At 57.7% G+C, this 22,980-nt stretch carries 22 protein-coding genes; 16 read left to right on the top strand and 6 right to left on the bottom strand.

Annotated elements, in window-relative coordinates:
• Positions 1-7: 7 nt before the first annotated feature.
• From ftsB to Q1J43_RS14190, 3 genes are all read left to right on the top strand, one after another.
• Positions 8-325 (top strand): cell division protein FtsB, encoded by a 318-nt coding sequence (gene ftsB, locus Q1J43_RS14200; RefSeq protein ID WP_301103160.1) that lies wholly within the window; start codon positions 8-10, stop codon positions 323-325.
• Positions 326-454: 129 nt separating this feature from the next.
• The gene (locus Q1J43_RS14195; protein ID WP_301103159.1) at positions 455-925 is read left to right on the top strand and encodes a peroxiredoxin; all 471 of its coding nucleotides are present in this window, start codon (positions 455-457) and stop codon (positions 923-925) included.
• Positions 922-1,416: a peptidylprolyl isomerase gene (locus tag Q1J43_RS14190; RefSeq protein WP_301103158.1), complete on the top strand. Its 495-nt coding sequence runs from the start codon at positions 922-924 to the stop codon at positions 1,414-1,416. The genes Q1J43_RS14195 and Q1J43_RS14190 overlap by 4 nt, the downstream gene beginning before the upstream one ends.
• Before the next feature lie 30 nt (positions 1,417-1,446).
• Here the strand turns inward: Q1J43_RS14190 and mutS are convergent, their stop codons facing one another.
• Positions 1,447-4,035, bottom strand: a complete 2,589-nt coding sequence (mutS, locus tag Q1J43_RS14185; protein ID WP_301103157.1) for a DNA mismatch repair protein MutS — start codon at positions 4,033-4,035, stop codon at positions 1,447-1,449.
• 48 nt (positions 4,036-4,083) lie between these two features.
• The gene (locus tag Q1J43_RS14180) at positions 4,084-4,893 is read right to left on the bottom strand and encodes an inositol monophosphatase family protein (RefSeq protein WP_301103156.1); all 810 of its coding nucleotides are present in this window, start codon (positions 4,891-4,893) and stop codon (positions 4,084-4,086) included.
• A gap of 79 nt (positions 4,894-4,972) precedes the next feature.
• Here Q1J43_RS14180 and Q1J43_RS14175 point away from each other — a divergent pair, with 79 nt between their 5' ends.
• The 12 genes from Q1J43_RS14175 to Q1J43_RS14120 all read left to right on the top strand — a co-directional run bounded on the left by Q1J43_RS14175 (position 4,973) and on the right by Q1J43_RS14120 (position 13,796).
• On the top strand, positions 4,973-5,752 hold the full coding sequence (locus Q1J43_RS14175) for an RNA methyltransferase (RefSeq protein WP_301103155.1): 780 nt from the start codon (positions 4,973-4,975) through the stop codon (positions 5,750-5,752).
• 98 nt (positions 5,753-5,850) lie between these two features.
• Positions 5,851-6,603, top strand: coding sequence for a serine O-acetyltransferase (gene cysE / locus Q1J43_RS14170; RefSeq protein WP_301103154.1), 753 nt, complete (start codon positions 5,851-5,853; stop codon positions 6,601-6,603).
• A gap of 57 nt (positions 6,604-6,660) precedes the next feature.
• On the top strand, positions 6,661-7,152 hold the full coding sequence (iscR, locus tag Q1J43_RS14165) for a Fe-S cluster assembly transcriptional regulator IscR (protein WP_301103153.1): 492 nt from the start codon (positions 6,661-6,663) through the stop codon (positions 7,150-7,152).
• 5 nt (positions 7,153-7,157) lie between these two features.
• Complete coding sequence (locus Q1J43_RS14160; protein WP_301103152.1) at positions 7,158-8,312, top strand: cysteine desulfurase family protein; 1,155 nt, start codon at positions 7,158-7,160, stop codon at positions 8,310-8,312.
• Positions 8,313-8,327: 15 nt separating this feature from the next.
• Entirely contained in the window at positions 8,328-9,539 is a 1,212-nt protein-coding gene (locus tag Q1J43_RS14155; RefSeq protein ID WP_301103151.1) for an IscS subfamily cysteine desulfurase, read from the top strand.
• A 24-nt stretch (positions 9,540-9,563) separates the two neighbouring features.
• Positions 9,564-9,953, top strand: a complete 390-nt coding sequence (gene iscU, locus Q1J43_RS14150) for a Fe-S cluster assembly scaffold IscU (protein WP_301103150.1) — start codon at positions 9,564-9,566, stop codon at positions 9,951-9,953.
• A gap of 24 nt (positions 9,954-9,977) precedes the next feature.
• Positions 9,978-10,301, top strand: a complete 324-nt coding sequence (gene iscA / locus Q1J43_RS14145; protein ID WP_301103149.1) for an iron-sulfur cluster assembly protein IscA — start codon at positions 9,978-9,980, stop codon at positions 10,299-10,301.
• Between the two features lie 87 nt (positions 10,302-10,388).
• On the top strand, positions 10,389-10,916 hold the full coding sequence (gene hscB / locus Q1J43_RS14140; protein WP_301103148.1) for a Fe-S protein assembly co-chaperone HscB: 528 nt from the start codon (positions 10,389-10,391) through the stop codon (positions 10,914-10,916).
• A gap of 31 nt (positions 10,917-10,947) precedes the next feature.
• Positions 10,948-12,852: a Fe-S protein assembly chaperone HscA gene (gene hscA, locus Q1J43_RS14135; protein WP_301103147.1), complete on the top strand. Its 1,905-nt coding sequence runs from the start codon at positions 10,948-10,950 to the stop codon at positions 12,850-12,852.
• Entirely contained in the window at positions 12,849-13,190 is a 342-nt protein-coding gene (fdx, locus tag Q1J43_RS14130) for an ISC system 2Fe-2S type ferredoxin (RefSeq protein ID WP_301103146.1), read from the top strand. Before hscA ends, fdx begins: the two co-directional genes overlap by 4 nt.
• A 25-nt stretch (positions 13,191-13,215) precedes the next feature.
• On the top strand, positions 13,216-13,410 hold the full coding sequence (iscX, locus tag Q1J43_RS14125; protein ID WP_301103145.1) for a Fe-S cluster assembly protein IscX: 195 nt from the start codon (positions 13,216-13,218) through the stop codon (positions 13,408-13,410).
• A complete protein-coding gene (locus Q1J43_RS14120) occupies positions 13,407-13,796 on the top strand; it encodes a DUF2237 domain-containing protein (protein WP_301103144.1) in 390 nt (129 codons plus the stop codon). Before iscX ends, Q1J43_RS14120 begins: the two co-directional genes overlap by 4 nt.
• 6 nt (positions 13,797-13,802) lie before the next feature.
• On the opposite strand, the gene Q1J43_RS14115 is transcribed toward Q1J43_RS14120, so the two are convergent.
• The 3 genes from Q1J43_RS14115 to Q1J43_RS14105 form a co-directional block, all read right to left on the bottom strand.
• Positions 13,803-15,257 (bottom strand): HDOD domain-containing protein, encoded by a 1,455-nt coding sequence (locus Q1J43_RS14115; protein ID WP_301103143.1) that lies wholly within the window; start codon positions 15,255-15,257, stop codon positions 13,803-13,805.
• 92 nt (positions 15,258-15,349) lie between these two features.
• A complete protein-coding gene (locus Q1J43_RS14110) occupies positions 15,350-17,530 on the bottom strand; it encodes an EAL domain-containing protein (RefSeq protein ID WP_301103142.1) in 2,181 nt (726 codons plus the stop codon).
• The gene (locus Q1J43_RS14105) at positions 17,514-18,509 is read right to left on the bottom strand and encodes an HDOD domain-containing protein (protein ID WP_301103141.1); all 996 of its coding nucleotides are present in this window, start codon (positions 18,507-18,509) and stop codon (positions 17,514-17,516) included. The genes Q1J43_RS14110 and Q1J43_RS14105 overlap by 17 nt, the downstream gene beginning before the upstream one ends.
• A 199-nt stretch (positions 18,510-18,708) precedes the next feature.
• On the opposite strand from Q1J43_RS14105, the gene zapE reads away from it, so the two are divergent.
• The gene (zapE, locus tag Q1J43_RS14100) at positions 18,709-19,821 is read left to right on the top strand and encodes a cell division protein ZapE (protein WP_301103140.1); all 1,113 of its coding nucleotides are present in this window, start codon (positions 18,709-18,711) and stop codon (positions 19,819-19,821) included.
• Positions 19,822-19,837: 16 nt separating this feature from the next.
• Here zapE and Q1J43_RS14095 read toward each other — a convergent pair whose 3' ends face one another.
• On the bottom strand, positions 19,838-22,972 hold the full coding sequence (locus Q1J43_RS14095) for an efflux RND transporter permease subunit (RefSeq protein ID WP_301103139.1): 3,135 nt from the start codon (positions 22,970-22,972) through the stop codon (positions 19,838-19,840).
• Positions 22,973-22,980: the final 8 nt, after the last annotated feature.

The following is a 22,980-nucleotide window of genomic DNA, read 5'->3' as shown; positions in this document are numbered from 1 at the left end:
CCTAGCCATGCGCTGGCTCGCTGTCGCGCTGGTCGCCCTGCTTGTGTTATTGCAGTACCCACTATGGGTGGGTAAGGGGGGCTGGCTGCGGGTCTGGGAGGTCGATCGTCAGTTGCAGCAACAGCGGGAAGGTAATAAAAAACTCGAGCTGCGTAATGCCGGGCTGGATGCTGAAGTCCGTGATCTCAAGCAAGGCTACGACGCCATCGAGGAGCGCGCGCGTTTCGAACTTGGCATGGTCAAACAGGACGAAATTTTCGTCCTGATTCCGGAAAGATCGCCCCCGGACAAGCTTGCAGAGAAACCGGAGGCTGAAAAAAAATAAGGGCAGGCTTTACAGCGTCGGCCCATTCAAATGGCTTTTCTTTCTTGTAGTCATAATCAGGAAGCTTGGTTAGAATCCGACTGACCCAAGCGCATTGCTGCATATGAGTTGGGCCTTTAAGGAGGCAGAATGCTGAAAGCTGGACAGGCGGCACCGATGTTCGTCCTCCCCGATGCGGACATGGAGTCCATCGATATCGCCCAGTTTCACGGAAAGAACAATGTCGTTCTCTTTTTTTACCCAAGAGATGACACGCCGGGCTGTACGCTCGAAGCGACCGATTTTTCAGATCATGAGGACGAGTTTACGCGTCACGACTGCACCGTCATTGGCATCAGCCGGGACGAGTGCATCAAGCACGCAGAATTTCGTGACAAGCACGGTATTTCCGTTCGACTCCTGTCGGACTCGGAGGGAGTGGCGTGCAAGCAGTATGGGGTATGGCAGGCGAAAGAAGTGGACGGTGTCAAAAGACATGGCATCGTTCGTTCAACTTTCGTCATCGACAAACAGGGTGTTCTCCGTTTCGCGCTTTACGGAGTCAACGCCAAGGGCCACGCGCTGGAAGTGCTGCGCGTGGTGAAGGAACTCAATTCATGAACATGCAAGTTGTAAAGAACACCATCGTTACTCTTGACTACAGTGTCACCGATCCTGATGGGGAACTCGTTGATGCTGGCCAGGAGCCGCTCGTTTATCTGCACGGCGGTTACGATGATATTTTCCCGATGATCGAAGAAGCCGTGCATGAGAAGCGTGTTGGCGAGTCGGTCGTTGTCAAAATGCAGCCGGACGATGCGTTTGGCGAATACGATGCAGAACTGATTCAAGTTGAATCGCGCAAGGGATTCCCCAAGGAACTCGAGGTTGGCATGCAGTTTGAGGGGGTGCCCGATGGTGACGACGATGACGATATCCTGATCTATCGTGTCACCGAAATCGCTGGCGATAAAGTGGTGCTCGACGGAAATCATCCTTTGGCCGGCATGGCGCTGGTGTTTACCTGTACGGTGACCGCAGTGCGTCCGGCCAGTGCCGATGAGATTGAGCACGGGCACATGCACGATGGCGATTGCGACCACGACGACTGATTTTGGCTTGGACGCCAAAGGCCACAAGTTTTATCGGCCCAGTGCTTTAAGCTCGTAAAGGGCGTCGAGCGCCTGCCTGGGCGTCAGTTCGTCGGGTTTGATGGTGGCCAGTCGCGCCATGGCCGGGTTTGGCTCCGGGTTTAACTCCACATCGACCGGCTCTGCATAAGATGACAAAGGCGCAGCAAAGAGATCCGGTTGCAGCGGATTGATCGCCGCGCGTTGCTCGAATTCGCGTAACTGGCGTCGAGCGGCCCTGACCACTGACGATGGAATTCCGGCCAGGGCGGCGACCTGGATACCGTAACTCTGATTGGCCGGACCGTCTTCGACGGCGTGCAGGAAAACAATGCGCTCGCCGTGTTCGATGGCATCCAGATGCACATTAGCCAGATCGGCGTATTCATTGGCCAGCAGGGTGAGTTCAAAGTAGTGGGTGGCGAACAGGGTCAGGGCGCGATTCTTCTCGACCAGATGGCGGCAGATGGCAAAGGCCAGGGCCATGCCATCGAACGTTGAGGTGCCGCGTCCGACTTCGTCCATCAACACCAGGCTGTACTCGGTGGCATGGTGCAGGATGGCTGCCGATTCGGTCATTTCGACCATGAAGGTCGAACGCCCCGAAGCGAGATCGTCGGAAGCGCCGATGCGCGTGAAGATCTGGTCGAGCGGGCCAAGCACCACGCGCTGCGCCGGGACGAAGCTGCCGACGTGCGCGAGCAGGGCAATCAGCGCGGTCTGGCGCATATAGGTCGATTTGCCGCCCATGTTCGGGCCGGTAATGAGCAGCAGACGGCGACCATCGCCGAGTAAGGTGTCATTGGCGATGAACGATTCGCCCCCCGCCAGTTCGCCCTCGACGACCGGGTGGCGTCCACCTTCGATGCGCAGGCCGGGCTCCGGCGAAAACAGTGGACGACAGTAATTGCGGGTCAGCGCGACGTCGGCGAAGCTGGCCAGCAGATCGCTATGCGCCACTGCCCGGGCAATCCGTTGCAACTGCGGCAGATCGGCCTGCAAGGCCGTCAGGACGCCCTCGTAGAGCACCTTCTCGCGCGCTAGGGCACGATCCTGAGCGGACAGCGCCTTGTCCTCGAAGGCTTTCAACTCCGGCGTGATGTAGCGCTCGGCGTTCTTCAACGTCTGCCTCCGGCGGTAATCGTCCGGCACCCTGGCAGCGTTGGCGTTGGTGATCTCGATATAGAAGCCGTGGACCCGGTTGTACTCGACCTTGAGGTTGTTAATGCCGCTGCGTTCGCGTTCGCGCGCTTCGAGCTCGACCAGGAAGGCGCCGCAGTTGTCGTTGAGCGCCCGCAGCTCGTCAAGGTCGGCGTCAAAATCGTTGGCAATCACGCCGCCGTCGCGGATCAGCGCGGGGGGTTCGGGCAGGATGGAACGGGTCAGCAGGTCTAGTGCAGCGGACGGCGTGGCTAGTTCGGCCAGCAGTTCGGTCAGCAACAGTGCTGGCGTGTCGGCCATCGCGGCGCGCAGTTCGGCCAGCCGGTGCAGGCTCTCGCGCAGGCTCGACAGGTCGCGCGGGCGGGCGCTGAAAAGGGCAATGCGGCCGGCGATGCGTTCGATGTCGGCAAACCCACGCAGCGCCTGGCGCACCTCGCGCATGCGACGGCCGCCGTCGTCAAGCAGGGATTCAATCGCCGCATGGCGCGCCACCGGGATGGCCGGGTCGTGCAGCGGGTGGTGTAGGGCGTGGCGCAGAAAACGTGACCCCATCGCCGTAACGCAAGTGTCGAGCAGGCTGCACAGTGTCGGTGCCGGCTGGCCGCGCAGGGTTTCGGTCAGTTCGAGGTTGCGCCGTGTCGCCGTATCAAGGCCGAGGTATGCGCCGTCACGCTCGACGATCAGCGCCTGAACATGGGGCAGGGCGCTGGTCTGCGTCGCCTGGGCGTAGCGTAGCAGGGCGCCGGCCGCAGAGACGCCCAGGCGTAGTCCTTCGGCGCCAAAGCCGGAGAGCGAAGCGGTATGGAAATGTGCGCAGAGTTCGCGGGTCGCCGCTTCGCTGTCAAAATGCCAGTCCGGCGATCGGGTGAGCGCCGCCTCGGGCGTGAACGGCAGTTCCAGGCTTTCAGCGACGACGATTTCGGCCGGGCGGATGCGATCGAGCGTCGCCGCCAGTTTTACCGGCGGCACTTCGCAGACGCGAAACTCGCCGCTCGCCAGATTGAGCCAGGCCAAACCGGCAGTTTGCTTGCTGACGGCCACGGCCATCAGCAGGATGTCACGCTTTTCGTCGAGCAGCGCCGCATCGGTCAGCGTTCCCGGCGTCACGATGCGCGCCACGGCGCGTTCGACCGGCCCCTTGCTGGTTGCCGGGTCGCCAATTTGTTCGCAGATGACCACCGATTCGCCAAGCTTGACCAGGCGGGCAAGGTACTGCTCAACCGCGTGATAGGGAACGCCAGCCATCTTGATCGGCGTCCCGGCACTCTGGCCGCGCGAGGTCAGCGTGATGTCGAGCAGGCGGGAGGCTTTCTCGGCGTCGTCAAAAAACAATTCGTAGAAATCGCCCATCCGGTAAAACAGCAGGATGCCTGGATGCTGTGCCTTGATGCGTAAATATTGCTGCATCATTGGGGTGTGTTTTTCGAGATCAGCGTGCATGCGGTTACCCGAAAATGAAAGAGCGGCGCTTGCCGCGCCGCCAATGGATCAGGCTTCCAGGCCAGGCGTGCGGTGGCCGTCGATCACTTGCAGGATCTGCGAGAAAACCTTGGGCGTGCCGGCCACCAGGTTGCCGGTTTTGAGGTAGCTTTCACCTCCGGAGAGATCGCCGACCAGACCGCCAGCTTCGGTAATGAGCAGGCAACCAGCGGCGATATCCCAAGGTAATAGGCCGAATTCCCAGAAACCGTCGAGGCGACCGCTGGCGACGTAGGCCAGGTCGAGGGCGGCGGAGCCTAGACGGCGCATGCCTGAGGTGCGTTGCGTAAATTCCTTGAAAATGCTCATGTAGGCGTCCGAGTGCTCGAAAATCCGGAAGGGGAATCCAGTGCCAAGCAGTGCGTCGTCCAGCTTGAGGCACTTGGTGACGCGAATGCGGCGTTCGTTCAGATAGGCGCCGCCGCCCTTGCTGGCGGTAAACATTTCATTGCGCAGAACGTCATAGACGACCGCCTGATTGAGCTGCCCCTTATGAGCCAGGGCAATTGATACGGCATATTGCGGGAAGCCGTGAATGAAGTTGGTGGTGCCATCGAGCGGATCGATGATCCACTGGTACTCGCTGGCCGAGTCGGCGCCGACGGTTTGCCCCGACTCTTCTGCTAGAATTCCGTAATCCGGGTAAGCCTCGCGCAGCACGTCGATGATGGCGGTCTCGGCAGCACGGTCGACTTCGGTGACAAAATCGTTGTACTGCTTGGTCGTGATCTTGAGGTGCTCAATATCGTGCGAGGCGCGGTTGATGATCTGGCTGGCGCGGCGCGCTGCCTTGACCATGATATTCAATGCTGGATGCATGGGGTGTCTTTAAAAAATCAGACGGGTGGCCAGTGCCTCTGGTTCCGCCCGATTCGTTTGTGGAATCGCGCATTTTAATATGAACCGGGCTTCGCCGTCTCATTCTCCGCCCTTAGCTTTGCCAAGCGGGCTGGACAAAGTCCACATCGTTCTCTCTCATACCAGCCATCCGGGCAATATCGGTGCAGCGGCGCGGGCGATGAAAACGATGGGATTGTCGCGCCTGACGCTGGTCAATCCCAAATCTTTCCCCGCTGCCGAAGCCGTGACCCGGGCTGTTGGGGCCGATGATATTCTTGAACGCGCAACGGTTTGCGACAGTCTTGATGCAGCGCTGGCCGGGACGGTCTTCGCGGTCGCTGTTTCGGCGCGCCAGCGCAGTATTGGTCCTGCACCTCTCCAGGCGCGCCAGGCGGCGCCCGAGATTTTGGCTTTGACCGTCGGTGGCGAAGTCGCTTTGGTCTTTGGCAACGAGACTGCCGGCTTGTCCAATGCCGAGGTGCAGCGGTGTCAGCGAACTGTTTTCATTCCGGCCAATCCTCAATACACCTCACTGAACCTCGGTTCGGCCGTTCAATTGCTGTGCTATGAATTACGTCTGGCAGCGTTTGACGGCAGTCCGCCGGTGTTCACCAAGGCCACTCCCTTCGCCTCGCCACGGGCGACCAATGACGATATCGAACGTTACTATGCGCATCTTGAACGTGTCATGGTCGCCACCGGATTTCTCGATCCGCAACAGCCAAAACGCCTGATGCCCAAGCTGCGCCGGCTTTTTGGACGTGCCGAGTTGGAGCGCGACGAGCTCAATATCCTGCGCGGCATTCTCGACGCCATGGAAAAAAAGATCGGCAAATAAGGCATTGGCAGTTCAATGCCAAAATCCCGATTTAAATGTTGATTGAATCAGTCAAGTATTATAAAATAACCACTTGATAGTCATGGAGAATTAATTTCATGTTTAGCCGTCTGCGTGAAGACATCCGTTCGGTTTTTGACCGTGATCCCGCAGCCCGCACCTCGTGGGAGGTGCTGACCTGTTATCCGGGCGTGCACGCCGTGCTTATGCATCGTTTGTCGCACTGGTTGTGGGGCTGTCAGTTGCGCTGGCTGGGACGCTTTGTCTCGCATCTGGCGCGCTTTTTTACCGGCATCGAGATTCATCCTGGGGCGACCATCGGACGTCGTTTCTTTATCGACCATGGCATGGGGGTGGTGATCGGCGAAACGGCGATTATTGGTGATGACGTGACGATTTATCACGGCGTGACGCTCGGCGGTACGTCATGGACCAAGGGCCGGCGTCACCCAACGCTGGAGGATGGCGTGGTTATTGGCGCCGGGGCGCAGGTGCTGGGTCCGATTACCGTTGGCGCCCGTGCCAAGCTCGGATCCAACGCCGTGGTCGTCAAGGATGTCCCTGCGGGAACCACGGCGGTGGGCAATCCGGCGCGCATCATTGATACCGAGCAGGCTCAGAAGCGCGAGGAGAAAGCGGGGCAGATGGGTTTTTCAGCCTATGCCCTGGCGGGAAAACAGGACGATCCCCTGGCCAAGGCCATTCACGGCCTGCTTGACCATGCGGTCGAAACGGATCGTCGTATCGACGTTCTGCTCAAAAAACTTGAAGATAGTGGCGTTTGCCTTGAGGACGAATTGGCGACGGCCGACAAATTTGACCCCAAATACCTGAGTAAAATAGTTGACTAATAAATTGAACTTGTTGCATAGTTGACTGAACTAATCAGGTATTAACCCGGAGGCACTATGCGACTGACAACCAAAGGACGTTTTGCAGTAACTGCGATGATTGATTTGGCCCTGCGTAGCGGCGACGGTCCGGTGACCTTGGCGGGCATTAGCGAGCGACAGAAAATTTCGCTCTCGTACCTCGAACAGCTGTTCGGCAAGTTGCGCCGTCACAGCCTGGTGGACAGTGTGCGCGGCCCTGGTGGCGGCTATTGCCTGGCGCGCCCGGGCAGCAAAATTACCGTTTCCGACATTGTCCGTGCCGTTGATGAACAACTTGATGCGACCCAATGCGGCGGCAAGGAAAACTGCCGGGACGAGGAGCGCTGCATGACACACGAGTTGTGGGCGACGCTCAATTTCAAGATGTATGAGTATCTGACTTCGGTCAGCTTGTCCGATCTGGTCGACATACAGCTGAAGAAGCTGGGTAGTGACGTGTCGGTTCTCAAGGATGCGCGACGCATTGGTTCGAATCCACGCTTCAAGTCAGTGGCGGCGACTGCCTGAATATCATGTTTGCTCCGGTCTATTTTGATCATAACGCAACTACACCGCTGGAACCTCCAGTGTTGCAGGCGATGTTGCCGTGGCTTTCCGAGCAGTTCGGCAATGCCTCAAGCCGGCATGAATACGGGCGTGCGGCGCGGCGGGCGATCGATGAGGCGCGTTCTCAGGTGGCTTCGGCGGTTGGCGCTCACCCCACGGAAATCGTTTTTACCAGTGGCGGATCGGAAGCCAACAATCTGTTCATCAAGGGCGCGGCGGCTTGCCTGAAGCCCGGTCTGCTGGCGGTGAGTGCAGTTGAGCATCCCTGTGTGATCAAACCGGCCGAACAACTGGTCAGGCGCGGTTGGCGGCTGCACAAATTGGCGCTCGATGCCGACGGACGAATTGACGAACAGGGTTTTCAGGTGGTTCTGGCGCAACAGCCGAAGTTGGTTTCGGTCATGCTGGCCAACAACGAAACCGGTGTGTTGCAGGATGTCGCCGCGCTTGCCGCGCAGGCCAAAGCGGCGGGTGCGTGGTTCCATACCGATGCGGTGCAAGCGGTGGGCAAGATCGCCGTCGATTTTCGTCGCCTGAATGCTGCCGGCGTCCATGCGCTGACCCTCTCGGCGCACAAGATCGGCGGGCCAAAAGGTGCGGCAGCGCTGGTGCTCGACAAGCGCGTCGAGCTTGAGCCGCTGATTGCCGGTGGCGGCCACGAACGCGGCTTGCGTTCCGGGACAGAGAATGTCGCGGCGCTTGTCGGCTTTGGTATGGCCTGTGAATTGGCCGAGCGGCGGCTGGCGGCGGCTCCCGTGCTGATTCGCTTGCGTGCTCAACTGGAAAGCGGTTTGCGTGATATGGGCGCGACACTATTTGGTACAGGTGCCGAACGTTTGCCGAATACGGTTTGTTTTGCCCTGCCCGGCGTGGATGGCGAAACGCTGGTCGCTCAGCTTGACCGCGCCGGTTTTGCCCTGGCCAGTGGTGCCGCTTGCTCAAGCGCCAATCCGGAACCGTCGCATGTATTGCGCGCCATGGGCGTGGCTCCTGAATTGGCGCGTGGCGCGGTGCGCATCAGCCTGGGCCATGCCAATACGGCAGCCCAGGTAAACGACTTTTTTTCTGCCTTGCGAAACACGGCAGCCAAGCTGCAGCGATTAACCGCAGTAGCGATTTAACAGGAGCAATGAAAAATGCTAAAACTGCCGATCTATCTGGATTATTCGGCAACCACCCCGGTTGATCCTCGCGTGGCGGAGAAAATGATTCCTTATCTTGTCGAGAAATTCGGCAACCCGGCCTCGCGTTCGCATGCCTTTGGCTGGGAAGCAGAAGCAGCGGTCGAAGAGGCGCGCGATGAGGTCGCCAAACTGGTCGGTGCCGACCCCAAGGAAATTGTCTGGACATCGGGCGCTACCGAGTCGAATAACCTGGCCATTAAAGGGGCGGCGCACTTTTACTCGGGCAAGGGCAAGCATGTGATCACGGTCAAGACCGAACACAAGGCCGTGCTTGATACCTGTCGCGAACTTGAGCGCGAAGGCTTTGAAGTGACTTACCTTGATGTCATGGAAAATGGGCTGCTCGATCTTGACGTATTCAAGGCGGCGCTGCGCCCGGACACCATTCTCGTTTCGCTCATGTTCGTCAATAACGAAATCGGCGTCATTCAGCCGATTGCTGAAGTTGGTGAGATTTGCCGCGAAAAAGGAATTATTTTTCATGTTGATGCGGCGCAGGCCACGGGCAAAGTTGAGATCGACCTGACCAGGCTCAAGGTCGATTTGATGAGCTTCTCTGCACACAAGACCTACGGTCCGAAAGGTGTCGGCGCGCTCTATGTCCGGCGCAAGCCGCGCGTTCGTCTGGAAGCCCAGATGCACGGTGGTGGGCACGAACGCGGTTTCCGTTCGGGTACCCTGGCGACGCACCAGATCGTTGGCATGGGCGAAGCTTTCCGTCTCGCGCGTGAGGAAATGGGCGTGGAAAATGTGCGCATCCGTGCGCTGCGTGACCGACTGCTCAAGGGGCTGTCCGACATTGATCAGGTTTTCATCAACGGCGACCTGGAGCAACGCGTTGCGCACAACCTGAACATCAGCTTTGCCTATATCGAAGGCGAATCGATGTTGATGGCGATCAAGGATCTCGCCGTGTCCTCTGGATCGGCATGCACCTCCGCTTCGCTCGAACCGTCCTACGTGCTGCGCGCACTAGGGCGGGAGGATGAACTGGCGCACAGCTCGATCCGCTTCACCCTCGGCCGTTTCAATAGCGAGGCAGAAATCGACTACGCCATCAAGTTATTGCATGAAAAAATCGGCAAGCTGCGCGAACTTTCTCCGCTCTGGGAAATGGTGCAGGACGGTGTTGATCTGAGCACGGTTCAGTGGGCTGCCCACTGATAACGAATTACTGGAGAAATAATCATGGCCTATAGCGTAAAAGTTTTGGATCACTACGAAAACCCCCGTAACGTGGGTTCCTTTGGCAAGGAAGAAGCTGGCGTGGCGACCGGCATGGTTGGCGCGCCGGCTTGCGGTGACGTGATGAAACTGCAAATCAAGGTCGGCAAGGACGGTATCATCGAAGACGCCAAATTCAAGACCTATGGTTGCGGTTCGGCGATTGCATCGTCTTCGCTGGTGACCGAGTGGGTCAAAGGCAAGACCATCGATCAGGCACTGAATATCAAGAATACCCAGATTGCCGAGGAACTGGCCTTGCCACCGGTCAAGATTCACTGTTCAATCCTCGCTGAGGATGCAATCAAGGCCGCAGTTGCTGACTACAAGAAGAAGCACAGCGAAGCCGTCTGAACGACTAGAAAAGGAGAATTTGTAATGGCAGTTACGCTTTCCGAAAAAGCGGCAAAACATGTGGCCAGCTATATGGTCAAGCGCGGCAAAGGTATTGGTCTGCGCCTCGGCGTGCGCACCAGTGGTTGCTCGGGTGTGGCGTACAAGCTCGAATTTGCCGATGTTGCCGAACCCGATGACATTGCCTTTGAATCTCACGGCGTCAAAGTGCTGGTTGATGCCAAGAGTTTGCCCTACCTTGATGGCACTGAACTCGACTACACCCGGGAGGGTTTGAGCGAGGGGTTCAAGTTCAACAATCCAAACGTGAAAGACGCTTGCGGCTGCGGCGAAAGCTTTAATGTTTGACGTGGTACGCAAAACTTGCCGTAAACGTACCACCCACGTTGGCTGCTCCCGCTCATAAGCGCGTGCAGCACAAGCGCCAGGACATGCATGGATTTCAACGACGATCACTATGCGCTGTTCGGACTGCCGCGCATTTTTCGGCTCGACACCTCGGCGCTCGACAGGCGCTATCGCGAGATTGCCGCTCAGGTCCATCCTGACCGATTCGCACAGGCCGGGGACGCCGAGCGTCGACTTTCTTTGCAGTGGGCGACGCGGGTCAATGAAGCGTATCAGACCTTGAAAAAACCCTTGTCACGGGCACAGTACCTCCTGCTCCTTGCCGGTCATGACGTGGGCGCCGAGAACAACACCGCCATGACGCCCGAGTTTTTGATGGAGCAGATGGAGTGGCGTGAAGCGGTTGCCGAAGCGCGTCTGGCCCGTGAGCAGGGCGAACTGGAGCAGTTGCATCATCGAGTCAAGCAGTGTATGAGCAGCCGCTATGAGCAACTTGCCGGCTTGCTTGATGATCAACATGACGACCTGCTGGCAACTGACCGTGTTCGACGCTTGATGTTTCTCGAAAAGCTGCTGTTTGATATCGACGACGCGATTGCCGCGCTTGAGGCGTGAGCCAAACGATAAACCAGGATCCAGGACTTTAATGGCACTTTTGCAGATTGCAGAACCCGGAGAATCGCTTGCACCGCACCAGCACAAGCTGGCGGTCGGCATCGATCTGGGCACCACGAATTCTCTCGTCGCCACGGTTCGTAGTGGCCTCTCGGTGGTTATCAGCGATGAATTGGGTCGCCCGCTGTTGCCCTCGGTGGCGCACTATCACGCCGACGGCAGGGTCGACGTGGGCTATGAGGCGCAGTCCAAGCAAGCTCTTGATCCGCGCAATGTGATTGCTTCGGTCAAGCGGTTCATGGGCCGCGGCATCAGGGACATCGCCCACCGCGAATCCTTGCCTTACGATTTTGAGGATGCCCCGGGCATGGTTCGCCTGCGTACGATCGCTGGCGTCAAAAGCCCGGTCGAGGTTTCGGCCGACATTCTCCGGACGCTGCGCTTGCGCGCCGAAGCGGCGCTTGGCGGGCAACTGGTCGGTGCCGTGATTACTGTTCCGGCCTACTTTGACGATGCTCAGCGGCAGGCGACCAAGGATGCGGCCAAACTGGCCGGGCTTTCCGTTCTGCGTTTGCTCAACGAGCCAACGGCGGCGGCCATTGCCTACGGCCTGGAAAACGCTTCCGAAGGTGTTTATGCCGTCTATGACCTGGGCGGCGGTACCTTTGATATCTCGATCCTCAATTTATCCAAGGGCGTTTTCGAGGTGCTGTCTACCGGTGGCGACTCGGCGCTCGGCGGCGACGATTTTGATCAGCGCATCTTTTGCTGGATTCTGGAGGCTGCCAAGCTCAAGCCCCTGTCCATCGAGGATGCTCGTCTGCTCTTGACGCGCGCGCGCGAAGCCAAGGAGTATCTGACGTCGCACGGGGTTGCACCGATCGCGGCGCGCCTCAACAGCGGCGAGGTGCTTGATCTCAAATTAACCACCGAAATCTTTACCGAGATTTCGCAAACCCTGGTCGCCAAGACGATTTCCCCGGTCAAGAAAGCACTGCGCGATGCCGGACTGTCGGTTGCTGACGTCAAGGGGGTCGTGATGGTTGGCGGCGCTACACGCATGCCACAGGTACAACACGCGGTTGGCGAATTTTTCAGGCAGGAACCGCTAAATAATCTTGATCCGGACAAGGTGGTTGCCCTCGGTGCTGCAACGCAGGCTAATCTCCTGGCTGGCAATCGTGCTGCTGGAGATGACTGGTTGTTGCTCGACGTTATCCCGCTTTCGCTCGGGCTGGAAACCATGGGTGGCCTGGTTGAAAAAATCATTCCGCGCAACTCAACGATCCCGGTGGCACGTGCACAGGAGTTCACAACCTTTCGTGATGGCCAGACGGCGCTGGCGGTACATGTTGTACAAGGCGAACGCGAACTGGTGAGCGACTGCCGTTCGCTGGCACGCTTTGAGTTGCGTGGCATCCCGCCAATGGTGGCTGGTGCGGCACGCATTCGCGTCACCTTTCAGGTCGATGCCGACGGTTTATTGGCCGTTGCAGCGCGTGAGTTGACCTCGGGCGTTGAAGCGAGCATCGTTGTCAAGCCTTCGTACGGCCTTTCTGACGAAGAGATCGCCAATATGCTTACGGAGTCCATGGTCCATACCCGGGACGATGCGCAAAGGCGTGCGTTGAAGGAAGCGCAGGTCGAGTCGCAACGCTTGATTGAGGCCGTTCAGTCGGCGCTCAAGAGCGACGGAGATCTTCTTTCCGCAGAACAAATGGCGGGGATTGAGGCGGGCATCGCAAAATTGCAGACCACGGCACTGGGCGATAATCGGCGGCATATAACGTTGGCCATGGACGATCTGGAAGCCCAGACCAAGGACTTTGCCGCCCGCCGCATGAATAAATCAATCCACCGCGCTTTTACCGGCATGAGCATTGATGAGCTTGAAAGCAGAACGGATTCATCGAAGAGTCTGGGAGAACCTGCATGACACAAATCATCGTTCTGCCGCATATCGAACTTTGCCCGGAAGGCGCGGTGGTCGATGCCAGGTCAGGTGAATCCATCTGCCAGAATCTGCTCGAAAACGGCATTGCCATTGAACATGCCTGCGAAATGTCTTGCGCCTGTACCACCTGTCACGTCATCGTTCGCGAAGGATTTTCCGCCCTTGAACCTTCCGAGGAGCTTGAAGACGATCTGCTCGACAAGGCGTGGGGGCTGGAACCGAATTCCCGTCTGTCGTGTCAGACCATTGTCAATGAAACACCCTTGGTGATCGAGATTCCGCGTTACTCGATCAACATGACCAAGGAAGGCAAAAGATAGAAAATCAGCGATAGGATATGACACCATGAAATGGACCGATATCAACGATCTCGCCATCGAGCTTGCTGAAGCGCATCCCGGAGTCGACCCGCTGAAAATCAATTTTGTCGATTTGATGAACTGGGTTATTGTGCTGCCCGGTTTTAGCGACGAGGCCAAGCACTGCGGCGAGAAAATTCTGGAGGCAATCCAGCAAGCCTGGATTGACGAAGTCGCATGAAGCCCGATGAATTCGGTGGCGTTCAGCGCAACGTGCTGGGCGGTCCCCTTGGCCGTTGCAGCGACAAACCCCTGACCGGGTTTTTTCGCGACGGCTGCTGCACGACGAGCGACGAAGATGTCGGCAGTCACACCGTCTGCGTCATACTGACTGCGGCTTTCCTGGAATTCTCCAAAGCGCGCGGCAACGATTTGTCAACGCCCCGTCCTGAGTTCGATTTTCCCGGGCTCAATTCTGGCGACCGTTGGTGCCTTTGCGCAGCGCGCTGGCAGGAGGCCCTGCTTTCCGGCAAGGCCCCGCACGTCGTGCTCAATGCAAGCAATGAACGCTCGCTGGAGATTATCGGGCTTGACGATCTGAAGCGTCATGCCATTGACTTGAACTGAAGCCGTCTAGGCAAGCTTTTCGCTTCCCGACTGTAGCGCCTGGATCAACAAATTGCGCCATTCCAGCATGCTGCCTTCGGCCAGCTCCTGCGGGGCGCTGGAGCGCAACTCGGAATAATCAGCGTAAATCATTCCCAGCAACTTTTCCTCGCTGAGCAGGGGTAGCATCACAAAAGACCGGGCTCCGATAACTTCGTGATACCACTCCGGGATAAGTTTGACGTAGGAAGGTTGGCAGATGTCGGCGATGAACATATCGGTTTTGCGCGCCATGATGGCGCGGAACAGATCAGGTTTCGGCCCATAACAGCGAAATTTGGCGGTAACCTGGCTGACGTTTTTTCCAACACCAGCAATCGCAATCAGGCCGGATGAACTGTCCGGCAGGCAGATCAGGGTGTGGTCGAAATTGTATTTGTCATGAATGAGGCGCAGCACCTGCTGAATGACTTCGACCGGGGTTCGTCCGCCGATGCTGTTGCTGTCCTTGGTCAGTCGATCACCAGAAGCGAGCATGTCCAGCACGCGCTCGGAGGCTTTGCGTAACAGAGTACGCGCCTGCTCAACATTGCCAGGGAAGGCTATTTCGGCGAGCAGCGTATCGGTTTCGAGCAGGCATTTGTCGATCAGTTCGCGGATCTCGACGTCCTTGAGGTGCAGGGCGCCGCGGAAAAATTCGATTTCGCGGGCGATCTCGATTTTCTCCCGGTTTTCCGGTAGGCGGAACAGCGCGTCAGTGACGCGGCGACAAAACGAGGAGCACAACTGGTGCCACACCTGCGCGTTGGCGGCAACACGCGGCGGAGCCTTGCCGATATCAGGCGCCAGGCTGTTTTGCAGAACATCCGGCAGGCACCAATGGTGGGCGATGGCCGCGCCAATTTTCTCGAAACTCATGCCCAGGACGTGCAGGATGGCTTCATCTTCGGTGATATTTTTTTCGGCCTGAAGGGCACGGCTGCGCTCGATGTCCGCATACAGATAATACGTCGCCATCATACGGCCAAGATTTTGCATGAGGCCGCACACCTGGGCTTCCTGAGCGCTGAAGCGCGGCGCGTTGAGCCGGGTAATCTCGCAAGCCAGAGTGCCGCAGAAATAGGCGGCGACAATCTCGGAGTGCAATTGGTTGGACTGGGGTTTGTGTGACAGGGAACCGAGCAGCGCCAAGGATAGGGCGACGGACTTAACGGTATTTAGCCCAAGGACCATCAAAGCCTGATCGATGGTGGACACATTGCGCCCGCCGCGCGCGTTGCGGCTTGAATTGGATATGCGCAACAGCTTTGAGGTGAGCGCAGCATCACGCAGGATGGTGGCGGTGATTTTGCGCGTGCCGCCGTCAAGATCATCGCCAAGACTGCTGATGGTCTGAACCGAAGCACCAAGTCCAGCGAAACCAGGACTGCTATCCATGATCTTCAATAGTCTTGCGATGGTGGATTGGTGTTCGCCGTCCATTTGCCAAACCTCTTTTTATCCGTGTTGAACTGAGTGAATTTGTCGCTGCCGCGATTATAAGCCGAAGGCTGATGTGCGGGCTCGACTTATGCTTAGTCGAGGTGCTGGCGCCGTTGCTCCCTGACCATCTGTTCGAAGGCTTCTGCCGCAATGGCTGGGCTGAATAGAAAGCCTTGCAGTTGGTCGCATCCCAGGTTGCGCATGAAAGTCATTTGCTGCATGGTTTCAACGCCCTCGGCGACGATCTCCTGGCGCAGTTGCTTACCCATGGTGACGATGGCCTGGGCGATGGCGCAATCGTTTTCGTCGTCCGGGACGCCGATCACGAAGGCGCGGTCAATCTTCAGCGTGGTAATCGGAAATTTCTTTAGATAAGCGAGGCTGGAATAACCGGTGCCAAAGTCGTCCAGTGAGAGACTAAAGCCCATGGCTACCAGTTCGTTCATGATCGGAATGACTTTGTCCTGGCCAAGGACAAGCAGGCTTTCGGTGATTTCCAGTTGCAGCAATCCGCAAGGGACGCCATGCCGTTCGGTTGCTGCCTGCAGACGCCCGGGAAGCTGGTGATTGAACTGTCGTGCCGAGAGGTTTATGGCGACCGGGATTATTTCGAGTCCCTTGTCCAGCCAGCTTCGGATCTGACGGCAAGCCTCTTCGAGTATCCAGTTACCAAGTTCGAAGATAAGGCCGGTTTCTTCTGCCAATGGAATGAATTTTCCTGGCGGGATCATGCCGTGTTCGGGGTGAGACCAGCGGATCAGTGCTTCGGCGCCAACGATATGCCCACTACGCAGGCTGACCTTGGGCTGGTAATGCAATAACAGTTCCTGACCGCTCAGTGCCTGACGCAGTTCGCCTTCAAGCTGCCATTGCTCCTTGGCCAACTGGTTCATTTCCGGGCTGTAGAAAAGGTAACTGGACTCGCTGTTACCCGCTACACGTTTCATTGCGATATCGGCAAAACGCAGTAGCACAGTAGTATCAAGGCCGTCTTCAGGGAAGATCGCGATGCCAATGCTGGCGCTGATGTGCAGGGCCTGCGCTTCGATCACAAAAGGCTTTTCGAGTGAGGCGAGCAATTTTTCTGCAACCAGACCGCTGTGCTCGCGTTTATGTACGCTAAGCAAGGCTACGACAAATTCGTCGCTGCCGATTCTGGCCAAAACGTCTTCGTCGCGCAGTGCTCGCCGGAAACGCTGGCCGACCTGATGCAGCAATGCATTGCCAACTTCATGGCCGAGTGTTTCATTGACCGAAGTGAAACGGTTAAGGTCGATAACCAGCAGGCTCGCATGATCGTTGTTGCGGCGTGCGCTGGTTAGCGCCTGTTCGACCAGTTGCTGGAACAACGTACGATTGGGCAGGCCAGTCAGGCTGTCGTAGTTAACGATCTGTTGCATGCGATCTTCGGCGGCACGCAACATACTGATATCGGAGAAGATGGAAAAGGCGTGGGTGATTTCGTCATTGCTGTCACGAACGACGCCAATCGTGACGGATTGAGGAAATAACTCGCCATTTTTTCGCCTGCCGATGATTTCACCATGCCAGGCGCCCGCGCCGTGCATGGCGCCGCGTACCTCCGACCTGAAGTCGGCGCTATGAACGCCGGAGCGGAGCAAATCAGGTGTTTCGCCGATTGCTTCCGCGGCCGAATAGCCGGTAATGCGGGTGAATGCCGAATTGACCGAGACAATACGCTCGTTGGTATCAATGATCAGGATGCCTTCGTCGCTATCTTCGATGATTCGCGTGTGCAGGCGCTGCTTTTCTTCGTCTGAGAGTCGATCGGCAATCTCCCAAAGATAGGCCACCATTCCGATCGGTTCTTTATCGTCGTCAAGAATGTGTGTCAGGGAAAGATTGGCGCGAAACGACTCGCCGGATTTCTTGCGCCGCCGGACTTCAATCAAGGGGCTGCCGTGATCGAGAAACATTTCCTGAATTTCGCAATCATGGTTACCCGGAACGTCATCGTAAAGAAACAGGATGTGCTGGCCAATCGCCTCCTCGGGCGTATAACCAAAGAGAATTTGGGCACCCCTGTTCCATCCGGTCAGGTAGCCGGCCATGTCCATCGTGATGACCGGTTCGCTCATCCAGTCAGCGCTGTCGGCTGCTGCAAGCTGAGCTGTTGGAGGCAATCCGGAGTTGTCATTCTGGAGCGATAGCAGTTCCTGCTGCAAATCACTCAGTGGTCGCCTAAGCTCCTCGCCGCCCAGGGCGCGCGCCCGGGCACAAAGCTCAAGGCAGCGATCAATGCGTGTAGACATCAGCAGCACCGTCGTGAACGACGTCCAACATCCATCGGTAGGCCTCAAGGCTTATCAGGTTGAAGTCAGCGTTGGACAAGCTCAGCTCGCCAAGCAGGCGGGTCAGCATGGCGTCGTCAGTCTCTTCTGCGCTTTCAACAGCGTGCAGCAGTCGTCCCAGTTCGCCTTCATGGTGCAGGACGGCACTGCTCAACGATTCGTTGAGTCTGAGCGGACTTAGAATTTCAGCCAACGGCATGCCGAACAGGATTCCCAGCAGCGAGAACATGCCGGCCAGGAATGCCCTTTCCTGGCCGGAGCGATCAAACCCGCAGGTCTTGGCCATTAATTCCATGCTGCGGGCGCGAACCGCCACACGCGCCAGCAACATGGCGGAACGATGGTCGTCACGACTTGCCGCGAACAGCATCAAGTTCAGCCAGCGTTTGAGTTGCTGGCGTCCAAGGATGAGGATTGCTTGCGAGAAGCTGGAAATGTGCCGGCCTGCACCGACTCCCAGGGAATTGACCAAGCGCAGAAGATGGTAGGCAAGTACCGGATCTTGTCGAAAAAAAGCCTCGATCTCATAGGTGTCGGCATCCGCCGCCACCCGTTGCAGTAGTTTGAGCGCCAGAGCCCGCGAGGCCGCCTGACGTACCGATGGTTTGGCCGGCGCGGCCAGATACCAGTTGCCGGCTAGCCACCGTCCCCCGGGCGGGGGCACGGGTTTTGTCTGTTCTGCGGAGTGATGGATCATTTCGCTTGCCAATAACTGGCACCCAGCCGACTGTAGCGCCTGCATGAACTCCGTGGGCAATTGGCCGGCAAGATCGGCATCGATCAGACAGGGGAAGTCTGCCGAGAAAATGCAGAAGCGCTCATCTTCAACCAGGGGGAGGAGGGTGTGCAGATCACCCTGACCAAAATGCAGTTTGACCGCCGCCGGCATCAGCTTTTGATCAGCCAGAAGGTCAAGAAAAAAAAGGGGCGTCAAGCTCATGACGGCTTTCTCAGGAAGTGGGGAAGCTTGGGCATTCTACCTGTAGTGAGTAGCATTATTGCATCAAATGCACGCTCACCATGCTCTCAATGTTTTAGAATTGAAGCAGCATACTGCGGCGTGCCTGACCTGCATGAAAGAGGGCGTGCCATGCCCGATAATCCAGCGGCGAAACTCACCGCACAGCCGAGTGTTACGTATGCCTCACAGAGTGCTAAAAGTTCCTGAGCGTGGAATGCTAGATGCCTACGAGTCCGTTTTGTCGGAACGTGGCTTTTCAGCGGATGCGGCGCAGCGTGCTGCTGCTGATCGGTTGCAACTGCTCTACTACCAGTTGCTGTCCTTCAAAGTCGGTCGTCGCAGCGCCTTGCGCCGGATCTTTTCTGCGCCGGATGTGCCGCGTGGCGTCTATTTCTGGGGCGGTGTCGGGCGTGGTAAAAGTTTCCTGATGGATTGCTTCTACGATGCGGTGCCCTATGTGCGCAAACGGCGCATTCATTTTCACGCCTTCATGCAGAATGTTCACAGCCAATTGAATGTTTTCAAGGGCGAGAGTGACCCGCTGGCAAAAGTCGCCGAGCGGATTGCCGAAGAGTGTCGACTGCTTTGCTTCGACGAATTCCATGTCTCCGATATTGCCGACGCGATGATTCTTCGTCGTCTGCTCGAAGCACTATTCGCCCGTGGCGTGGTCTTTGTGATGACTTCAAATTATCCGCCGGACGCGCTCTATCCGAATGGATTGCAACGTGACAATTTTCTGCCGGCCATTGCCTTGCTCAAGTTGAAGCTCGATGTGCTGGAGGTCGACTCCGGCGTTGATTACCGGCTGCGCACCCTTGAACAACTGGAGATATTCCATTTTCCAGTCGATGCCAAAGCCGAAGCGAGAATGGCCGATTACTTCACTGCCATGGCTGGCGGCGAAGGCGTCCCGGGCAGCAGCATCGAGGTTCTTGGGCGCGTCATTCCGACCCTGCGTCAAGGCAATGGCGTGATCTGGTTCGACTTCAAGTCACTCTGTGGCGGTCCACGCTCGCAAAATGACTACCTCGAACTGGCGCGCGCCTACCATACCGTTCTGCTCTCCGGCATTCCGAAGATGTTGGCCAGCATGTCCTCCGAGGCGCGACGTTTTACCTGGCTGGTCGATGTGCTTTATGACCACAGGGTCAAACTGATTGTCACTTCGGATTGTGCGCCCGAGCTGCTCTATACCGAAGGGACGCAGGCCAGTGAATTTGTCCGTACCGTCAGCCGCCTGACCGAGATGCGTTCCCGTGAGTACCTGGGATTGCCGCATCTATCCTGAGACGCGTCCAAGGCACTTATTTTTCGAATCCGTGATTGATTCGCCATTGCTTGACCAGCGCGTAGATGGCCGGAATTACGGCCAGGGTGAGCACCGTTGATGAGATCATGCCGCCGACCATCGGCGCCGCGATGCGGCTCATCACTTCGGAACCCGTCCCTGTTCCCCACAGGATCGGCAGCAGGCCGGCCATTATCGCAACGACGGTCATCATCTTCGGTCGCACGCGCTCGACGGCGCCTTCCATCACGGCTTCGTAAAGGTCGCTGACGTTTGGCGTGTGTCCAGATTCGTGACACTTGACCTTGACCGCTTCCCAGGCGTGATCGAGGTAGATCAGCATGATCACGCCGGTTTCTGCAGCCACCCCGGCCAGTGCAATGAAGCCTACCGCCACGGCCACCGAGAGGTTGTAGTCGAGCAGCCACATCAGCCAGACACCACCGACCAGGGCAAAAGGCACCGAGAGCATGACAATGAGTGTCTCGGTGACGCGTCTGAAATTCAGATACAGGAGCAGGAAAATGGACAGCAGCGTGAGCGGGATGACAATCTTCATTTTCTCGATCGCCCGTTCCATGTACTCAAACTGGCCGCTCCAGGTGACATAGTAGCCGGGCGGGAAGCTGATCTGTTCGGCCACCGCTTTTTTTGCGTCAACAACGTAGCCGCCGATGTCGCGCTCGCGGATGTCGACGTAGATGTAGGCGGAGAGCAATGCATTTTCGGTGCGGATGGCTGGAGCGCCCTTGGCGATTTCAACCCGGGCCACCTGTCCCAGTGGAATCATGGCCCCATCCATGGTCGGTATGAGCACCTCGCGCGCGATTTGCTGCGGGTCGGAACGCAATTCACGCGGATAGCGCACGGTGACGCCGAAGCGTTCGCGTCCTTCGACCGTGGTGGTCACCATCTCGCCGCCAAGGGCGGTAGAAATCACATCCTGCAATTCGCCGACAGCCAGCCCATAACGGGCAAGCTGCTCGCGGTCCGGTTCGATGTTGAGGTAGAAACCGCCGGTGATGCGTTCGGCAAACGCACTGCTCGTTCCCGGCACCGTCTTTACCACCGCCTCGATTTGCCTGGCCAGCTTCTCCATTGCGTTAAGATCCTTGCCGAAGACCTTGATGCCAATCGGCGTTCGGATGCCGGTCGACAGCATGTCAATGCGGGCTTTGATCGGCATGGTCCAGGCGTTCGAAATGCCGGGAAATTGCAGCGCCGTGTCAAGTTCGGCGATCAGTTTGTCGATCGTCATTCCGGCCCGCCATTCCGCTTCTGGCTTGAGGTTGATGATCGTCTCGAACATTTCGCTCGGTGCCGGGTCAGTCGCGGTGTTGGCGCGTCCGGCCTTGCCGTAGACCGATGCGACTTCGGGAAAACTCTTGATGATCTTGTTCTGTGTTTGCAGGATTTGCGCGGCCTTGGTAATCGACATGCCAGGCAATGATGAAGGCATATAAAACAGCGTTCCCTCGTTCAAGGTTGGCATGAATTCCGAGCCCAGTTGCGACGCCGGATAGAGCGAGAGGAGGAGGGTGAGCAGGGCGATGACGATGGTTGATTTCTTCCAGCGCATAACGCCAGTGATGATCGGCCGATAGACCCAGATGAGGAGGCGATTCACTGGGTTCCTGGCTTCCGGCATGATCCTGCCGCGGATGAAGAGCAGCATCAACACCGGTACCAGTGTCACCGAGAGCATGGCGGCGCCGGCCATGGCGAAGGTCTTGGTGTAGGCGAGCGGCGAGAACAGGCGGCCTTCCTGGCCTTCCAGACTAAATACCGGCAAGAAGGAAACGGTGATGATCAGTAGCGAGAAGAAGAGGGCCGGGCCGACTTCCTTGCACGCGGCGAGCATGGCCGCAGCGCGCTCACTGTTCGAATGACCCTCAGGCAGGCGTTCAAGGTGCTTGTGTGCGTTCTCGATCATGACAATGGCGGCGTCTATCATCGCGCCAATGGCAATGGCAATACCACCGAGGCTCATCAGGTTGGAGTTCATTCCCAGCGAGCGCATGGCGATAAAGGCGATCAGGATACCGACCGGCAGCATCAGGATGGCGACCAGCGCACTGCGCACATGCAAAAGGAATACGACGCAGACTGCGGCGACGATGATCGATTCCTCAAACAGGGTGCGCTTGAGCGTTTCGATGGCGCGGTGAATGAGTTCGGAGCGGTCATAAACGGTTGCGATGCTCACCCCTGCCGGCAGGCCGGGGCCGATTTCCTCGATCTTGGCCTTGAGGTTGTGGATCACCTCCAGGGCATTCTGGCCATAGCGGGCCATGGCGATACCCGACACCACCTCGCCTTCGCCGTTCAACTCGGTCAGGCCACGCCGCTCGTCCGGCGCCAGTTCTACCCGGGCGATGTCGCGAATCAGCACCGGCGTGCCCTTGTCGCTTTTGACAACGAGCATTTCGATGTCGCCCGTGCCGCGCAAATAGCCCTTGCCACGCACCATATATTCGGTTTCAGCCATTTCCACGGCGCGCCCGCCGACATCACGATTTGAGTCGCGGATCACCTGGGCGACTTTCATCAGGGGAATGCCGTAAGCGCGCAGTTTTACCGGGTCGACGGTCACCTGATAGGTCTGCACGAAGCCGCCGATCGACGCTACTTCGGCGACGCCATGCGCTTTGCTTAGCTGGTAGCGGACGTACCAATCCTGGATTGAACGCAATTCGGCCAGCGTCTTGTCTTTGGCCAGCAGGACGTACTGATAGACCCAGCCAACACCGGTGGCATCGGGTCCGATCTGCGGCGTCACGCCCTTGGGCATGCGCCCGGAAGCGAAGTTGAGGTATTCAAGAACGCGCGAACGCGCCCAGTAGATGTCCGTTCCGTCCTCGAAAATGATGTAGACAAAGGAGGCGCCGAAGAAAGAGAACCCACGCACCACCTTCGATTTGGGCACCGACAGCATGGCCGTGGTGAGCGGATAGGTTACCTGGTCCTCGACCACCTGCGGCGCCTGGCCGGGGTATTCGGTGTAGACAATGACCTGCACATCGGATAAATCGGGCAGAGCGTCGATCGGTGTTCTGAGAACCGCGAAGACGCCCCACAGAACAATAAACGCCGTCGCCAGCAGGACGAGAAAACGGTTGCGGCTCGACCACTCGATAATGCTGGACAACATGGCGCGCT

It is taken from the genome of Propionivibrio sp. (assembly GCF_029255185.1).
Taxonomy (GTDB): Bacteria; Pseudomonadota; Gammaproteobacteria; order Burkholderiales; family Rhodocyclaceae; genus Propionivibrio.
The sequence above is the reverse complement of the archived record's forward strand: the minus strand, read 5'-3'. Positions and strand labels throughout refer to the sequence as shown.

Excerpts from the sequence above, each read along its gene's own strand:
- iscU (WP_301103150.1), top strand. The coding sequence starts at position 9,564 with ATGGCCTATAGCGTAAAAGTTTTGGATCACTACGAAAACCCCCGTAAC.
- fdx (WP_301103146.1), top strand. The coding sequence starts at position 12,849 with ATGACACAAATCATCGTTCTGCCGCATATCGAACTTTGCCCGGAAGGC.
- hscB (WP_301103148.1), top strand. The coding sequence starts at position 10,389 with ATGGATTTCAACGACGATCACTATGCGCTGTTCGGACTGCCGCGCATT.
- Q1J43_RS14160 (WP_301103152.1), top strand. The coding sequence starts at position 7,158 with ATGTTTGCTCCGGTCTATTTTGATCATAACGCAACTACACCGCTGGAA.
- Q1J43_RS14095 (WP_301103139.1), bottom strand. The coding sequence starts at position 22,972 with ATGTTGTCCAGCATTATCGAGTGGTCGAGCCGCAACCGTTTTCTCGTC.
- Q1J43_RS14180 (WP_301103156.1), bottom strand. The coding sequence starts at position 4,893 with ATGCATCCAGCATTGAATATCATGGTCAAGGCAGCGCGCCGCGCCAGC.
- iscA (WP_301103149.1), top strand. The coding sequence starts at position 9,978 with ATGGCAGTTACGCTTTCCGAAAAAGCGGCAAAACATGTGGCCAGCTAT.
- hscA (WP_301103147.1), top strand. The coding sequence starts at position 10,948 with ATGGCACTTTTGCAGATTGCAGAACCCGGAGAATCGCTTGCACCGCAC.
- iscX (WP_301103145.1), top strand. The coding sequence starts at position 13,216 with ATGAAATGGACCGATATCAACGATCTCGCCATCGAGCTTGCTGAAGCG.
- mutS (WP_301103157.1), bottom strand. The coding sequence starts at position 4,035 with ATGCACGCTGATCTCGAAAAACACACCCCAATGATGCAGCAATATTTA.
- iscR (WP_301103153.1), top strand. The coding sequence starts at position 6,661 with ATGCGACTGACAACCAAAGGACGTTTTGCAGTAACTGCGATGATTGAT.
- Q1J43_RS14195 (WP_301103159.1), top strand. The coding sequence starts at position 455 with ATGCTGAAAGCTGGACAGGCGGCACCGATGTTCGTCCTCCCCGATGCG.
- Q1J43_RS14190 (WP_301103158.1), top strand. The coding sequence starts at position 922 with ATGAACATGCAAGTTGTAAAGAACACCATCGTTACTCTTGACTACAGT.
- Q1J43_RS14120 (WP_301103144.1), top strand. The coding sequence starts at position 13,407 with ATGAAGCCCGATGAATTCGGTGGCGTTCAGCGCAACGTGCTGGGCGGT.
- Q1J43_RS14115 (WP_301103143.1), bottom strand. The coding sequence starts at position 15,257 with ATGGACGGCGAACACCAATCCACCATCGCAAGACTATTGAAGATCATG.
- Q1J43_RS14175 (WP_301103155.1), top strand. The coding sequence starts at position 4,973 with ATGAACCGGGCTTCGCCGTCTCATTCTCCGCCCTTAGCTTTGCCAAGC.
- Q1J43_RS14105 (WP_301103141.1), bottom strand. The coding sequence starts at position 18,509 with ATGAGCTTGACGCCCCTTTTTTTTCTTGACCTTCTGGCTGATCAAAAG.
- zapE (WP_301103140.1), top strand. The coding sequence starts at position 18,709 with ATGCCTCACAGAGTGCTAAAAGTTCCTGAGCGTGGAATGCTAGATGCC.
- cysE (WP_301103154.1), top strand. The coding sequence starts at position 5,851 with ATGTTTAGCCGTCTGCGTGAAGACATCCGTTCGGTTTTTGACCGTGAT.
- ftsB (WP_301103160.1), top strand. The coding sequence starts at position 8 with ATGCGCTGGCTCGCTGTCGCGCTGGTCGCCCTGCTTGTGTTATTGCAG.
- Q1J43_RS14155 (WP_301103151.1), top strand. The coding sequence starts at position 8,328 with ATGCTAAAACTGCCGATCTATCTGGATTATTCGGCAACCACCCCGGTT.
- Q1J43_RS14110 (WP_301103142.1), bottom strand. The coding sequence starts at position 17,530 with ATGTCTACACGCATTGATCGCTGCCTTGAGCTTTGTGCCCGGGCGCGC.